Source organism: Stenotrophomonas maltophilia (assembly GCF_025642255.1).
Classification (GTDB): Bacteria; Pseudomonadota; Gammaproteobacteria; order Xanthomonadales; family Xanthomonadaceae; genus Stenotrophomonas; species Stenotrophomonas maltophilia_P.
Map to the genome: position 1 here is coordinate 1,036,158 of NZ_CP106759.1, position 14,580 is coordinate 1,050,737.

Annotated in this window: 11 protein-coding genes; 4 read left to right on the forward strand and 7 right to left on the reverse strand. The window is 66.4% G+C overall.

Annotation, left to right across the window (positions count from 1 at the left end):
* Positions 1-8 precede the first annotated feature (8 nt).
* The 3 genes from mdcA to mqo form a co-directional block, all read right to left on the reverse strand.
* Positions 9-1,652, reverse strand: a complete 1,644-nt coding sequence (gene mdcA, locus N8888_RS04875; protein WP_065174588.1) for a malonate decarboxylase subunit alpha — start codon at positions 1,650-1,652, stop codon at positions 9-11.
* A gap of 131 nt (positions 1,653-1,783) precedes the next feature.
* Positions 1,784-3,985, reverse strand: coding sequence for a TonB-dependent siderophore receptor (locus tag N8888_RS04880; RefSeq protein WP_197600826.1), 2,202 nt, complete (start codon positions 3,983-3,985; stop codon positions 1,784-1,786).
* Positions 3,986-4,251: 266 nt separating this feature from the next.
* Positions 4,252-5,937 (reverse strand): malate dehydrogenase (quinone), encoded by a 1,686-nt coding sequence (gene mqo / locus N8888_RS04885; protein WP_197600827.1) that lies wholly within the window; start codon positions 5,935-5,937, stop codon positions 4,252-4,254.
* A 214-nt stretch (positions 5,938-6,151) separates the two neighbouring features.
* Here mqo and N8888_RS04890 point away from each other — a divergent pair, with 214 nt between their 5' ends.
* Both N8888_RS04890 and N8888_RS04895 read left to right on the forward strand, forming a co-directional pair.
* On the forward strand, positions 6,152-7,267 hold the full coding sequence (locus N8888_RS04890) for a PAAR domain-containing protein (RefSeq protein ID WP_263177788.1): 1,116 nt from the start codon (positions 6,152-6,154) through the stop codon (positions 7,265-7,267).
* Between the two features lie 65 nt (positions 7,268-7,332).
* Positions 7,333-7,740 (forward strand): hypothetical protein, encoded by a 408-nt coding sequence (locus N8888_RS04895; RefSeq protein WP_057496236.1) that lies wholly within the window; start codon positions 7,333-7,335, stop codon positions 7,738-7,740.
* A 27-nt stretch (positions 7,741-7,767) separates the two neighbouring features.
* On the opposite strand, the gene N8888_RS04900 is transcribed toward N8888_RS04895, so the two are convergent.
* The 3 genes from N8888_RS04900 to N8888_RS04910 all read right to left on the reverse strand — a co-directional run bounded on the left by N8888_RS04900 (position 7,768) and on the right by N8888_RS04910 (position 9,815).
* The gene (locus N8888_RS04900; RefSeq protein ID WP_065182375.1) at positions 7,768-8,214 is read right to left on the reverse strand and encodes a GNAT family N-acetyltransferase; all 447 of its coding nucleotides are present in this window, start codon (positions 8,212-8,214) and stop codon (positions 7,768-7,770) included.
* A 43-nt stretch (positions 8,215-8,257) separates the two neighbouring features.
* Positions 8,258-8,842 carry a hypothetical protein gene (locus N8888_RS04905; RefSeq protein ID WP_263177789.1) on the reverse strand — a complete coding sequence of 195 codons (585 nt, stop codon included), beginning with the start codon at positions 8,840-8,842 and terminating at the stop codon, positions 8,258-8,260.
* A 67-nt stretch (positions 8,843-8,909) separates the two neighbouring features.
* Complete coding sequence (locus N8888_RS04910; protein ID WP_263177790.1) at positions 8,910-9,815, reverse strand: LysR family transcriptional regulator ArgP; 906 nt, start codon at positions 9,813-9,815, stop codon at positions 8,910-8,912.
* A gap of 138 nt (positions 9,816-9,953) precedes the next feature.
* Here N8888_RS04910 and N8888_RS04915 point away from each other — a divergent pair, with 138 nt between their 5' ends.
* Positions 9,954-10,589 (forward strand): LysE/ArgO family amino acid transporter, encoded by a 636-nt coding sequence (locus N8888_RS04915; RefSeq protein WP_053516190.1) that lies wholly within the window; start codon positions 9,954-9,956, stop codon positions 10,587-10,589.
* Between the two features lie 162 nt (positions 10,590-10,751).
* Positions 10,752-12,740: an alpha/beta hydrolase family protein gene (locus N8888_RS04920; protein WP_065182374.1), complete on the forward strand. Its 1,989-nt coding sequence runs from the start codon at positions 10,752-10,754 to the stop codon at positions 12,738-12,740.
* A gap of 45 nt (positions 12,741-12,785) precedes the next feature.
* On the opposite strand, the gene N8888_RS04925 is transcribed toward N8888_RS04920, so the two are convergent.
* Entirely contained in the window at positions 12,786-14,540 is a 1,755-nt protein-coding gene (locus N8888_RS04925) for a peptide MFS transporter (protein ID WP_065174593.1), read from the reverse strand.
* Positions 14,541-14,580: the final 40 nt, after the last annotated feature.

Below are 14,580 nucleotides of genomic sequence, written 5' to 3' on the forward strand. Positions count from 1 at the left end.
CGTGCCCCTTACCAGTTGCGGAAGCGCTTGGGCGGGTCGTAGAGACCGCCGGACCAGCGCACCAGGTCTTTCACCGAGCGCGCGGCCAGCAGGTCACGACTGGCGTCGCGCACCGAAATGCCAAGATCTTCCGGTCGCCGGATCACGCCCCGGTCGCGCAGGTTCTCCACCATCGCGCGATCGCGGCCCAGACCGACCGTGGTGTAACCGGCCACGCCGCGGATCGCCTGTTCGCGCTCCTCCGCGGTGCGGCACAGCAGCAGGTTGGCGATGCCTTCCTCGGTCAGCACATGGCTCACGTCATCGCCGTAGATCATCACCGGTGGCAGTGGCATGCCAGCGCGTTCGGCCAGCGCCCACGCATCGAGGCGGTCAACGAACGCGGGTGCCATGTGTTCGCGGAAGGTCTCCACCATCTGTACCACCAGCTTGCGCCCGCGTGGCATCTCGCCCGGGCGTGCGGCCTGCTGGCCGGCCTTGATCCAGGCGTCGCTGGCATGACGGCGGCCGCGCGCATCCGAGCCCATGTTCGGCGCGCCACCGAAGCCGGCGATGCGGTCGCGGGTGGCGGTGGAGCTGTTGCCCTGCAGGTCGACCTGCAGCGTCGAGCCGATGAACATGTCGCACGCATACAGGCCGGCGGTCTGCGAGAACGCGCGGTTGGAGCGCATCGAGCCATCGGCGCCGGTGAAGAACACATCACCGCGCGCGGCGATGTACTTCTCCATGCCCAGTTCCGAACCGAACGAGTGCACGGACTTCACGAAACCCGACTCGATCGCGGGAATCAGCGCCGGATGCGGATTGAGCGCCCAGTGCTGGCAGATCTTGCCCTTCAGGCCCAGCGATTCGGCATAGGTCGGCAGCAGCAGTTCGATCGCGGCCGTGTCGAAGCCGATGCCGTGATTGAGCCGGTTCACACCGTATTCGGCGTAAATGCCCTTGATCGCCATCATCGCCATCAGCACCTGGATCTCGGAGATCTGTGCCGGGTCGCGGGTGAACAGGGGTTCGATGTGGTTCGGGCGCGGTGCCTGCACGACGAAGTTGACCCAGTCGGCGGGGATATCGACGCGGGGGAGGGTGTCGACGATCTCGTTGACCTGGGCGATGACGATGCCCCCACGGAAGGCGGTCGCCTCGACGATCACCGGCGTGTCTTCGGTGTTCGGCCCGGTGTAGAGGTTGCCGTCGCGGTCGGCGGCCTGCGCTGCGACCAGGGCCACGCGCGGCGTGAGGTCGATGAAGTAGCGGCCGAACAGTTCCAGGTAGGTGTGGATGGCCCCGATCTGGATCCGCCCTTCGGCTACCAGGTTGGCCAGTCGCACCGATTGCGGGCCTGAGAAGGAAAAGTCCAGCTTCGAGGCAATGCCCCGCTCGAACACGTCCAGATGCGAGGGCAGCGACAGCACCGACTGCACCATGTGCAGATCATGCACGCGGGCGGGGTCCAGCCCGGCAAGGCATTCGGCCAGGAAGTCGGCCTGCTTCTGGTTGTTGCCCTCGAGGCAGACCTTGTCGCCGGGTTCAAGCAGGGCGTGCAGCAGCTCGCCCACATCGTCGGCGGCCACTGCACGGCCTCTGCTCCAGGGCGCAGCCCGCTGCAGACGTGCCTGGCGGCTGCGTTCCAGCGTGTCCCAGCTCGGGTTCATCGACCGGCTTCCGATTGGCGTTGAGATAATTACGCCATAATTACGGAAGGCGACGCAACCTGCACCGCAGCAAAAAGAAGGGCCCGCCAATGGCGGGCCCGTTCAGGTTGCAGGCTTTCAGCGGGTCGTTCTCAGAACTTCCAGCGCAGGCTGGCGGCGACGAAGCGCGGTTCGCCGTAGTTGTTGTAGTCCAGGTTCGCCCAGTAGGTCTTGTCCAGCGCGTTGCGCACGCTCAGCGTTGCCGTCCAGTTGTCGCTGATGCGGTAGTTGGCGTTGAACTGCACGAGCGTGTAGGCCGGCTGGTTCACGGTTACCGTGCCGCCCAGCGGGTAGGGGATGTTGTAGCCCTGCACCTTGCTCTGCCATTGCACGCCGGCGCCCAGGCTCAGGCGTTCCAGTGCACCGCGCAGGCGCACCTGCGTGTTGAGCTGCAGCAGGTCTTCGGGCGGGTTGGCGTACAGCAGGTCGGTGGCGGCGCGGGTCACTTTGACATGGGTGAAGCCGGCGTTGACCGTCCAGCCCGGCAGGATCTCGCCGTTGACGTCCATTTCCCAGCCACGCGACTTGGTGCCGTTGACGCCGATGTAGGCCGAGGTGCCATCGCTGAGCGAGCCTTCCGGCACTCCCATGTCGCGCACGGCATAGTTGTCCTGCTTGGCCTCGAACACAGCGGCGTTGGCGGTCAGTCGCCCATCGAACCACTGCGTCTTGATGCCCGCTTCCAGATTCGAGCCCTGCACCGGCGCCAGCAGGTTCTCGTTGCGGTCCTTGAAGTTCTGCGGGTTGAAGATCTCGGTGTAGCTGGCATAGACCGAGAACTGCGGCGTGACGTCGTAGACCAGTCCCACGTACGGGGTCACTTCATCACTGACCTTGTAGGCCCCGCTGGTCCCGGTATACGCACCGGCCACGCTGTAGGAGCGGCTGAGGGTTTCCCAGCGGCTCAGGCGCGCACCCGCGATCAACGACAGCGGATCGGCCAAGCGCAGGCGCGCGGCCAGGTAGACGCCGCTCTGCGTGGTCTTCTGCACGCGGCGCGCGCCGGTACGGGTGTAGGTCACCTCGGAGATGTCGCCGTTCCAGTCGTACACGTTGGGGATGTAGTAGCAGCGCTCGCGGCCGCAGGTGGCCCAGTCGCGCGGGTAGTTCAGGGCAACGGTGTGGGTGGTGCCTTCCAGGTCGGACCACTGGGCACCCAGGGTGACGTCATGCTCGCGGCCGAACAGCGGGAACGTGCCGGTCAGGTAGGCATCGATGTTGCGGCGGGTGTCCTCGGAGTCGCCAGCGGCAGTGCGCAGGTAGATGCCCGCACCGGTGGCCGGATCGGGATTGCCGGTGCCGTACAGGCGCATGTTCTGCACATTGCCACGGGTGTGGGCGGTGTTGATCTTCAGCAGCCAGTCCTCGCCGAAGCGCTGCTCCAGGTTGGCGAACACCGTGCTGGTCTCGCGCTGCCAGTAGCTCCATTTCGGTGCCAGGTTGGTCGAGCGCGGCAGGTGCGCGAAGTCGCCGCGGCTGTCGAAGAACGGCACGGTACCCCAGGTCGAACCGACCGGGTTGTTGTCCTGGGTCTGGTAGCCGAGGGTGACCGTGGTGCTGTCGGTCAGGTCGCCCTCCAGCACCGCCATGCCGGCCATCTTGTTCTCCTTGTAGCGGTCGTAATAGAAATCACGATCGGTATAGGCGGCGACCACGCGGCTGCGGAACCGGCCATCTGCGGTCAGCGGCGCGGTGACGTCGGCCTCCATGCGCCGGTAGTCCCAGCTGCCGGCGCTCACCGAGAACGAGGCGTCGAAGTCCTTGCCGGGGCGCTTGCGCAGCAGGTTGACCGTGGCCGAAGGCACCCCCGCGCCGCTGAGCAGGCCGTTGGCACCGCGGATCACTTCGATGCGGTCATAGAAGGCGGTGTCGTATTCCTGGTTGGTGGAGCCGCTGTAGGTCGGAATGCCATCGACCTGGAAGTCCGTGATGGCAAAGCCGCGGGCGTAGTACAGCGGGCGCTGGGTGTCATAGAAGGACACGCTGACGCCGGTGACGTTGCGCAGCACGTCGTTGATGCTGAACAGCGATTCGTCCTGCAGGCGCTGCAGGCTGATGGCCGTGGCCGACTGCGGCGTTTCCTGCAGGGTGATCGGCAGGCGGGTGCTGCTTGAGGGCGGCGCAGCCTGGTCGGCGCGCACGCTGACGCGGTCCAGGGTCTTGGCATCGGCTGCGGCATCGGCTGCGGCATCGCCGGCGGCGAACGCTGACGGTGTCGACAGGGCCAGGGATGCGAGCAGCGCGGCCGGCAGCAGCGCGCGACGGAGCGGGCGGGTAGGGGAGTGCAGGGACATCTTGGTGGGCTCGATGCGGGAGAGTCGGAAGGGCGGCAACAGCCGGGCGGTACCCGGGGCGGCGGCTTCGGGCTGGGTCAGGTCCGTCTGGTGAGCGCGGGCGGTCCGCGCGAGGCGCAAATGTAAATCGTTCTTAACAACATTACAATTCGCCCGTGCTGGTCGATGCCTGGGACACGCACCGCGAGCCCCGGCAGAGCCGAGCTCCCTGAATGCGAACGGCCACCCGAAGGTGGCCGTCCGTAGGTGTCATCGAAGACCCGGGCTCAGAGCGCCTGCAGTTCCTCGTTGGCGTTGCGCTTTTCCTTGCCCGGCGTCGGCGCCGGCGGTGTGGCCGGTGCAGCCGTGGCATCGGCCGGCACTTCCAGGTAGGGCAGCTTCAGGGTCTGGCTGGTCATCGAACGAATCTCGTTGACCAGTGCCGCACTGTCGTTGAGCTTGCGCCCGTAGGAGGGCACGATCTCACGCAGGCGGGCTTCCCAGCCGGCCTTCATCTGCTCGGGGAAGGCCTTGGCCATCAGATCCAGCATGATCGGCGGCGACGTCGAGGCACCGGGCGAAGCGCCCAGCAGCGCAGCGATGGTGTGGTCCTTGTCGGTCACGATCTCGGTACCGAACTGCAGCACCGCACCCTTCAACGGGTCGCGCTTGATGATCTGCACGCGCTGGCCTGCGGTGACCAGCTTCCAGTCGCCCGGCTTGGCATTGGGGAAGTATTTGACCAGTTCGGCCTGGCGGTCGGCATCATTCAGCCGCGCCTGGCTCATCAGGTACTGCACCAGGTCCAGGTTGTCCTTGCCCACTTCCAGCATCGGCGCAACGTTGTTGTGGGTCACCGACGAGTACAGGTCCCACCACGAGCCGTGCTTGAGGAACTTGGTGCTGTACAGCGCGAACGGTCCGAACAGGACCACCGGCTTGCCGTCCAGCTTGCGCGCATCCAGGTGCGGCACCGACATCGGCGGCGAACCGGTCTCGGCCATGCCATAGGCCTTGACGCCATGGCGCGAGGTCACGTCCTGGCCCTGGAAGGCGAGGAACTGGCCGCCCACCGGGAAGCCGGCGTAGTCCTTTGACTCGGGAATGCCTGACATCTGCAGCAGCTTCAGCGCGGCGCCGCCGGCACCGATGAACACGAAGCGGGCGTGGGTGGTGCTCTCGGTGCCGGCCTTGAGGTCCTTCACCGTGACGTTCCAGCTCTTGTCCGCGTTCTGCCGCAGTGCCGAGACTTCGTGGTTCAGGTGCAGGCTGAAGTTCGGACTGCGCTGCAGGCCGGCGGTCAACTGGCGGGTGATCACGCCGAAGTTGACGTCGGTACCCAGTGGCATCCAGGTCGCAGCGACCTTCTGCTTCGGATCGCGGCCTTCCATCATCAGCGGAGCCCACTGCCGGATCTGTGCCGGGTCTTCCGAGTACTGCATGCCGTAGAACAGCGGGTTCTTCACCAGCGCCTGCTGGCGCTTATGCAGGTAGGCGATGTTGTCATCGCCCCAGACGAAGCTCATGTGCGGCGTGGGGTTGATGAAGTCGCTGGGCTCGCTGAGCCGGCCTTCCTTCACCTGGTGCGACCAGAACTGGCGCGAGACCTCGAACGATTCGGCGATGCCGACCGCACGCTTGGTCTCGATGCTGCCGTCGGGCAGTTCCGGGGTGTAGTTCAGCTCGGCGAATGCCGAGTGGCCGGTGCCGGCGTTGTTCCAGCCGTCGGAGCTTTCACCGGCGACGCCGTCGAGGCGTTCATAGACCTGGATGTTCCAGTCCGGCTGCAGTTCCTGCAGGTAGGTGGCCAGGGTGATGCTCATGATGCCGGCGCCGACCAGCACAACGTCGACAGGCTTGTCGTTGCTGGCGGCGGGTACGGAGCGCTGGGTCAGCGGCCAGTACAGGAACACGGCGGCAGCCAGCAGGAACAGCACGAGCAGGGCGAGCAGGGCCTTGCCAAATTTCTTCATGGGGGCGGGATCGTTGGCGGAGGGGAGGAGATCAGGATGCGCGCTGGGCAGGGGAAGGGCGTGAAGAAACAACGCCTTGCAGCATCCTTGCAGAGGATTCTACCCGGAACGGGTCCGGTTTTTGTGCAATGCATCATCCTGCCGGCGGTCGCTCCGGGGTAGACTTGTCGGCTGATTCCAGAACGACCACCGGCCACGGAGGGGCCGCGCAACGATGTCACGGATGCTGATCGTGGTGGGTGACGCCCTGCAGACGGGCGGTTCGGTCCTTACAGGTTCCCCGCATACCGATATCGAAGGGCGCGCCGTGGCGCGTGTCGGCGACCGTGTCATCTGTGCACGCCATGGTCCGGGTTCGATCGTTTCCGGCGATGCCACCCTGGTCATCGATGGCCAGCCGGTCGCCCGCGATGGCGACAGGGCCAGCTGCGGTTGCGCACTGGTATCGGGCAAGCAGCAGCGCGCCCACGTGGTGGCCGGCGGTGGAGGGCGCGCAGGTGCAGGCGCCGGAGTGGCGGCGATCGCAGCGATCGTCGCGCCGTTGTTGAAGCCGACCCTGCAGACACCCCCCTTCGCAGCGCCCGGCACCGCCGTGCGCGACGAGGACGCGCCGCAGTGCTGGGTGGCGGACCATGATGCGCAGATCGACCGTGACGTGGACGGGCGCTACTACGAAGCCTATGACGTCAATGGCGACAAGCATGACTATCCTTTCCAGGTCAGCTACCGCATCGATGTTCCGCTGCAGGCCCAGGGCGAGGTGGTGGTGTCGATCAAGGTGCAGGTGATGCCCAAGCCCGGCGTCACCGCTGCCGAGGTGGCGGCGGTCAAGGCGCGCATGGAGCGCGGCATCGATCAGTTCTGGAACGGCCGGTTCACGCTGGACGTCCATGATCCCGCGTGCGGCACCCGCAGCTTCCCGATCCGCTACGAGGTGCGGTGGGTGCAGGGCGGCAGCGACTACAGGCTGATCGTTCATCGCACCTATGACCGGGAGCAGGTGGAATTCCCGGATATCGATGTCTCCGTGTCGACCACGGCCTGGACATTCGCCCACGAGTTCGCCCACACCCTGGGCGTGCCGGACGAGTATTCGTATAACGACCCGGACGAAGAGACCGTGCGTTACGTCCGGCCCGATGGCACTCTGGATCCGGAGGTGCTGGTTGCCGTTCCGGATTCCCGTGAGCTGACCGATCCGGCGGCGACCATCATGAATTCCGTGGACTGCGCGGTGACCCGGCCGCGTCATGCCTGGAACATCGCGCGGGAAGTACGTGAACTGCTGAGCCGGGAAATCGGCCGGGAGATAACATGCACCGTCAAGTGATTTCGTTGATTGCCACTTTTGCCGCTGCCGCAGCGCTGCCGGCCCACAGCAAGGAGCTTCCTCCCATGATCGAACTTCATGCGCGCTGCGTGGACGATGCCCAGTGCCGTTTCCGTGGCGACACCCTCAACGTCGAACTGGAACTGCGCAACAGCGGCAGCGAGCCTGTGTCGCTGCCGCTGGAGTACATCCGCAGCCGTGGCCCGTCGGTCAGGGTGAAGGACAACCACTCCGAGAAGACCACGGCGTTGCGCAGCGGCATGGCCGCGGCCGCGCTGCGGCAGCAGATGCAGGAGCTGCGCGCGGGCCAGTCCCTGCGCATCGGTTTCCCGATCAAGCCGCAGGAGCTGACACGCTTCGCCCTGCGCCCGATGGATGTGACCCTGCAGTTCTCGATCAATCTGACACCCGGTTCCACCGGCGCCGAGGCGCAGGTGGTCCAGGCGCAGCTGCACGTGGTCGACGCCGACTGACCGCAGCGGCCAGCACTCCGCTTGGGGTCAACGCAGTTCGAGAATCTCGTCGCCGGTTTCGTCGATCTCGCCCGTCGGGCACCAGCCGAGATGGCGGTAGAAGCCATGCGAGCGCGAGCGCGGGTCGGCCGAGCACGCAAGGAACAGCCGGTGGTGACCGGCATCCCGGGCCAGGCTGACCACATCCTGCAGCAGACGTCGGCCGATGCCCAGATTCTCGTACTCCGGCAGCAGGGCCAGAACCAGCACCTCGCCGCTTTCGCGGTCGGCAAACCCGTAGCCGGCCATGCGCTCGCCGTCGCAGGCGATGCGTCCGATGAAATCTCCGTTGCAGATGCCTTCGGCCCAGCTCTGCGTCGTGATGCCCAGCTCGGCCAGCTGCGCGGCACTGAAGGCATTCTCGCGGGTACGCCCGCGCAGGTCGATGCAGGCGGCGGCATCGTCGGGATGGGCATCGCGGTAACGGATGGTCATGGCACTCCTTGTGACCGGGCGCTGAAGGAACTGCCCGTCTCGTTCAATCGTTGCCGATTGTGAAGTATTCGGCGGTGAAATAGCCGATCTGGTAGAGCAGGGTGGCCGCGGCCAGTCGCAGCTGTGCCCGGCTGGAGTGCAGTTTCCAGCCCAGCAGGACCACCAGCAGCATCAGCAGGGTGTGGGCCGGATACGCCGCGCCCAGCAGATGCCATCGGCTTGTGCCCTTGATCGCGGTGTCCACCAGATCCAGCAGCGTCAGCGCGCCGATCACGCCGAATATCCAGCGTCTGCGCTGCATCAGGTAATTGCCGTAGCTGCCGTAGTCGCGCAGGTCATCCGGGAACAACAGGGCGCAGAGCAGGAACCTGGTCGCGCAGTAGCAGATCACGAACAGATAGGTCTCGAACGTCCACCGGTGGACTTCGATCAGGCGGAACTCCCACCACCAGAAGGTGACCAGCGACACCAGCGTCCATGCCACCCAGCACAGATGGAGTGCCGAGCAGCCGCGTCGCTGCGGATGCTCGATGATCTGCGCAATCCCTTTCAGCAGGGTCGTGATCGACAGGCCCAGGATGATGCCCATCACCACGCGGATATGCAGGAACAGCGGATCGGTCTGCATCGGCCCGTCCTGTCATCGGATTCCGCACAGTAGAGGCATGCCCGCTGTGGACGGGATGCATACGGTGTCAGCGCCTGCGCCGCACCAGCGTCGAGGATGCCTCCAGCACCGCGCGGGTCAGCAGGGCCATGGTCTGTACATCGCCCTTCCAGTGCTGCCAGTACAGCGGCACGTCCTCCCACGCGCGCTGTCGCACGTAGACCAGGCGGCCGGCATCCAGGTGCCGCTTGACCAGCGGCAGGGGGTTCATGGTCCAGCCCATGCCGCCCAGGTTGGCCTGCACGAAGGCACGGGTGGAGGGAATCCACCAGGTCGGCGCGGTGCTGGGCAGATCGTCGCCGGCCATGCGCCGGGCAAAGCGCGATTGCATTTCGTCCTTGCGGTTGAACACCAGTACCGGTGCCTGTGCCAGCGCCTGCGCGGTCACGCCCTTGGCGAAGTGCCGTTCGCGGAACTCCGGCGTGCAGGTGGCCGCGTAACGGATGCTGCCGAGTGCATGGATCTGGCAGCCCTGCACCGGCTCGTCCAGGGTGGTCACCGCGCCGAGCACCGTGCCTTGCCGCAGCAGCTCCACGGTATGGTCCTGGTCTTCCACGCGCAGGTCGAGCGTGGTGCCGGTACCCAGTGCGAACTGCTGCGCCGCCTGCGGAAACCAGGTTTCCAGGCTGTCGTGGTTCACCGCCACCGGAATGCTGGCCTGGGGCAGATCCTCATCGGCCAGGCCCATCCGGTGCAGGGCGTCATGCTCGAGCAGGGCCGTCTGCTCGGCCAGCTGCACCAGCACCTGGCCTTCGGTGGTGGCAGTGGCGGGGGCGCCACGCTTCACCAGAAGGCGTCCGACACGATCCTCCAGCGCCTTGACCCGCTGCGAGATGGCCGAGGGGGTGACATTCAGCGACTGCGCCGCGCGATCAAAGCTGCCTTCGCGGATCACGGCGGCGAGCGCGCGCAGCTGGGCATGGTCGATGCGCATGGTATTAAGTTCCGCTAATGTTGGTTTAGTAAGTTTAGCTCGTCTTTTCTATGTTGCGGCGCGACAATGGCGCCCGTACCCGGTGCTGTCCGCCTTCGCGAGGCACCGTCCCCCCAGCAAGACAAGGCAGTGAATCCCATGTTTTCGGTCATCTCCGCCGGCACCGGCCTCGGTGCCTGGTTCTCTGGTGCAGCCACCGGCATCGGCCTGTTCGCCGTGGTCGGTGCCCAGAGCGCCTTCATCCTGCGCCAGGGCATCCTGCGCAAGCACATCGTGCCGGTGGTCGCCACCTGCGCGGCCATCGATGCGTTCTTCATCTTCGCCAGCGTGGCCGGCCTGCGCACGTTGACCTCGGCGCTGCCGTGGCTGACCTCGGCCGTGCTGTGGACCGGCGTGGCTTTCCTGGCCTGGTACGCGATGAAGTCGGCGCGCCGCGCCATTGCCGGTGGCGGTGGCATGGGTGAAGCCGACAGCGACGACGGCAGCCGCCGCGCGGTGCTGATGGCGGCGGTCGGCTTTTCGCTGATCAACCCGCACTTCTGGCTGGACATGATGGTCATCGGCTCCATTGCCGAGAACTTCGGCCACGCACGCATGGCCTTCGCGGCCGGCGTGGTCACCGCGAGCTGCCTGTGGCTGACCGCGCAGGGCCTCGGTGCACGCCTGCTGGCGCCGCTGTTCACCAAGCCCAGCACCTGGCGTGTGCTTGACGGCACCATCGCGGTGATCCTCAGCATCCTGGCCCTCACCCTGGCGGTGCGCGGGGTCCACTGACCCGGCGCACGCCCCCGAACCCACGTCCTGACTCTCTCTCCAAGGCAGTGGCAACGACGGCACCGGCAACGGTGCCGTCGTCTTTTCCGGCTCTGGCGGGACAGACGGCGCCTGCCTAGAATCCGTGTACAGGACAAGGTGTCCATCGGAGCAGGGGGAAGGATGCGCAGGACGATGTTGACGGCCGCACTGGTCGTCGTGGGTAGCGTTGCCGCGGGCAGCGCATGGGCGGTGGATCTGACGCAGTTCCTGCGCCAGGAGACCTTCACCGACATCAAGATATCGCCGGGGGGCGAGTATGTCGCTGCCACCGTGCCGATGGAGGACAGCACCGCGATCGCGGTGATGCGGCTGGCCGACAAGCAGCTCGTGGGCAGCTTCCGCCCGCCGCAGAAGAATCACGCCTACGAATTCGACTGGGTCAGCAACGAACGGCTGTTGATCGGCCTGGCCGAGAAGTGGGGCGCGCTGGATAAGCCCAATCCCACCGGCGAGCTCTACGCCATCGATGCCAACGGCAATCGCGGCGAGCTGCTGGTCGGTTACCGCGTCGAAAGCAAGGGCCCGGGTACCCGCATCCAGCCGAAGAAAGTCGAGGCGGTCGCGGCGTTCCTGGCCGATGATCTGCCCGGCGACGAACGCAACGTGCTGGTGACGGTATGGCCGTTCGCGGAGGATCCGTTCACCCGCGTCGAACGCATGGACGTGGCCAGCGGCAGGCGTGTGCGCATGGCCTCCTCGCCGGTGCGGCGCGGTGAGTTCACCACCGATGGCCAGGGCGAAGTCCGTTTCGTCCACGGGTCCGGCAGCGACAATGTCAACAAGCTGTACTACCGCGAGCGATCGGGCGACAGCTGGAAGATGATCAACGATGAGGCGGTGAGCACGCGCATCGAGACCGCGATCGGCTTCTCCGCCGATGGCAGCCTGGCGTACCTGCAGGCCGAGCAGGCGCAGGGGCCGGATGCCATCGTCAGCTGGAATCCGCAGACCGGCGAGCGCGCTGTCGTGCTGCGCGACGAGGTGGTCGATCCGTACCGCATCATCCGCCGGCCCGGCACCCATGTGCCGGTGGGCGCCCTGTTTATGGGCGACACACCACGGACCCGGTTCTTCGACGAGAAGTCGCCGGAGGCGCGCCTGTACCGCAGCCTGGAGGCGGCCTTCGGGGGGCCGGTCTACATCACCTCCAGTACCCGGGATGGCCGCGTGGTGCTGGTGGAGACCTGGTCAGGCACCAATCCCGGCGACTTCTATGTGTACGACACGGAGGCCCGCAAGGCTGATCACCTGATCAGCCGCAGCGACTGGATCGACATCGATCGCAGTGCAACGGTGCGTCCGGTGGCACTCAAGGCGCGCGACGGATTGCCGCTGCACGGCTTCCTCACCGTGCCCTCCGGCAGCGACGGACGCAACCTGCCGATGGTGGTGATGCCGCACGGTGGGCCGTTCCACGTGTTCGACAATGGCCAGTACGACCGCGAGACGCAGATATTGGCCGCTGCCGGCTACGCCGTGCTGCAGGTCAACTTCCGTGGCTCGGGGAACTATGGCCGTGCGCATGCCCAGGCCGGCGCCCAGCAATGGGGAGCCGCGATGCAGGATGACGTCACCGACGCCACCCGCTGGGCGATCGCGCAGGGGATCGCCGATGCCAGACGCATCTGCATCTACGGTGCCAGTTACGGGGCCTACGCCGCGATGATGGGCGCTGCCCGCGAGCAGGGGCTGTACCAGTGCGCGGCCGGCTATGTCGGCGTGTACGACCTGCCGCTGATGTTCGCCCGCGGCGATGTGCAGGAGCGTGACTCGGGCGTGACCTTCCTGCGCGAATGGCTGGGTGATCCGGCCAAGCTGGGCGCGGTTTCGCCGGTGAACCTGGCCACGCAGATCAAGGTGCCGGTGTTCCTCGCGGCCGGTGGCGAAGACAAGCGTGCGCCGATCCAGCACACCGAGCGCATGGAAGCGGCACTGAAGCGTGCCGGGACGCCGGTGGAAAGCCTGTACTACAAGACCGAGGGGCACGGCTTCTACACCCTGGCCCATCGCACCGAGTACTACGACAAGCTGCTCGCATTCCTGTCGCGCAGCCTGGGAGGCAAGACCGCCCAGGCATCGGCGCCGGCAGGGAAGGGCAAGGCGCCGTAAACGCAGAGCGGCGGCGGATCCACGATCCGCCGCCGCGCAGTGCAGTTACCTGACCCCGTGCATCATCCGCTTCAGCAGCGGCGCGGCGATGAAGGCCAGCAGGGCGCAGCCCAGGCCGATCCACATCAGCAGCCAGAACAGGTGCGCATACGCACCGGCCGCCGCCGCCATGTCCAGCGTGCCGCCTTCGGGCACATCGATGGCCGCCAGCTTGCCGAACAGCGCGGCAAGCGTCTCGGAGAAGGCTGTGGCCAGGAACCAGGTGCCCATCATCAGGCTCATCACCCGCGGCACGGCCAGCTGCGTTACGGCCGATAGGCCCACCGGCGACAGGCACATCTCACCACTGGCCAACAGGAAGTAGGCCAGGACCAGCCACCAGACGCTGGCCATCTCGCCGGTGGCGCCGACCTGCTGTGCGGCCAATGCGAGCGGGACGAACGAGAGCGCGCCGATCACCAGGCCCCAGGCGGATTTGACCGGCTTGCCCGGCTCCCAGCCGCGACGGTCCATCCAGGTCCAGAGGGCGGCGAAGGCCGGCGCCAGCAGCACCAGGAACAGTCCGCCCAGATAGGTCAGGGAGCCGGCGGTCTGCGGAATCACCAGGCAGTCGCGCACCAGCAGGACCAGCATCAGCGCGACGATGGCAATGAAGAACCGGCGCGGCGCGGCCGACCCCGGTCGACGCTCGGTCAGGCGCGCGCTGACCACGAAGCCCAGCGGCGCCAGCAGCAACGACAGGATCGACCAGGGCAGCGGCGTGCCGTCAGTGATCACCAGCGAGGGAACGATGTCCTTGGTCAGCAGGCGATCGGTGAACGTCACCCACGAGCCATAGGACTGCTCGTACAGGGTGAAGAACACCAGCGCCAGGAAAATCAGCACCATCAGCGCGATCATCTGCTGGCGCTGCACCGGCGTGCACTGGCTGCCGGTGAACCAGGCGAACCAGACCAGCACGCCTCCCAGCACCACCAGCATCAGCATCAACGCCAGGCTGATTTCGCCGCCCAGAGCGAACGCACCGTTACCGGCGGCCCACATCAGCCACGCCAGTGGCAGCACCGCGAGCACCGCGCACAGATAGATCAGCCATTCACGCGGCAGGCCCAGCACCCGCTGTTTCAGCGCGGCCGGCTGTGGCGGCTCGGCATGCCCGTGCAGGTACTTCTGCCCCCACAGGAACATCGCCAGCCCGGCCAGCATGCCGATGCCCGCCGCGCCGAAGCCATACTTCCAGCCATAGGCCTCGCCGAGGAAGCCGCACACCAGCGACGAGAACAGCGCCCCGAGGTTGATGCCGGCATAGAACAGCGAGAAGCCCGAGTCGCGGCGCGGATCGTCCTTGGCGTACAGCTTGCCGACGATGGTGGAGATGTTCGGCTTGAGGAAGCCCACGCCCATGATGATCAGCGCCAGCGACAGATAGGTCACCGCCAGCGCCGAGGTGTCGCGCACCACTTCACCGTTGACCCGGTATGCCGCGTGGCCTTCGAAGGCCATGCCGAGATGGCCCAGCACCAGCAGGATGCCGCCGAACAGCACTGCACGGCGCATGCCCAGCCAGCGGTCGGCCAGCATGCCGCCGAACACCGGGATGCAGTACACCAGGCCACCGTAGGCGCCAAGCAGGTCCAGTCCGGCCTTGTCGCCGAACAGGTGGTACTTGGTCAGGTACAGCAGCAGCAGCGCCTTCATGCCATAGAAGGAGAAGCGCTCCCACATTTCGGTGAAGAAGCAGACGTAGACGCCCTTGGGGTGGCCAAGGAAGTCGTCGGAAGCGGGAGCGGCAACGGTCATCGACGGCGGGCACTGCGGAAAGGGCGCGATTATAGGCCCG

Bases quoted from the DNA above. Each gene is read 5' to 3' on its own strand.
- N8888_RS04880 (WP_197600826.1), bottom strand. From the start codon at position 3,985: ATGTCCCTGCACTCCCCTACCCGCCCGCTCCGTCGCGCGCTGCTGCCG.
- N8888_RS04920 (WP_065182374.1), top strand. From the start codon at position 10,752: ATGCGCAGGACGATGTTGACGGCCGCACTGGTCGTCGTGGGTAGCGTT.
- N8888_RS04915 (WP_053516190.1), top strand. From the start codon at position 9,954: ATGTTTTCGGTCATCTCCGCCGGCACCGGCCTCGGTGCCTGGTTCTCT.
- N8888_RS04890 (WP_263177788.1), top strand. From the start codon at position 6,152: ATGTCACGGATGCTGATCGTGGTGGGTGACGCCCTGCAGACGGGCGGT.
- mdcA (WP_065174588.1), bottom strand. From the start codon at position 1,652: ATGAACCCGAGCTGGGACACGCTGGAACGCAGCCGCCAGGCACGTCTG.
- N8888_RS04900 (WP_065182375.1), bottom strand. From the start codon at position 8,214: ATGACCATCCGTTACCGCGATGCCCATCCCGACGATGCCGCCGCCTGC.
- mqo (WP_197600827.1), bottom strand. From the start codon at position 5,937: ATGAAGAAATTTGGCAAGGCCCTGCTCGCCCTGCTCGTGCTGTTCCTG.
- N8888_RS04895 (WP_057496236.1), top strand. From the start codon at position 7,333: ATGATCGAACTTCATGCGCGCTGCGTGGACGATGCCCAGTGCCGTTTC.
- N8888_RS04910 (WP_263177790.1), bottom strand. From the start codon at position 9,815: ATGCGCATCGACCATGCCCAGCTGCGCGCGCTCGCCGCCGTGATCCGC.
- N8888_RS04925 (WP_065174593.1), bottom strand. From the start codon at position 14,540: ATGACCGTTGCCGCTCCCGCTTCCGACGACTTCCTTGGCCACCCCAAG.
- N8888_RS04905 (WP_263177789.1), bottom strand. From the start codon at position 8,842: ATGCAGACCGATCCGCTGTTCCTGCATATCCGCGTGGTGATGGGCATC.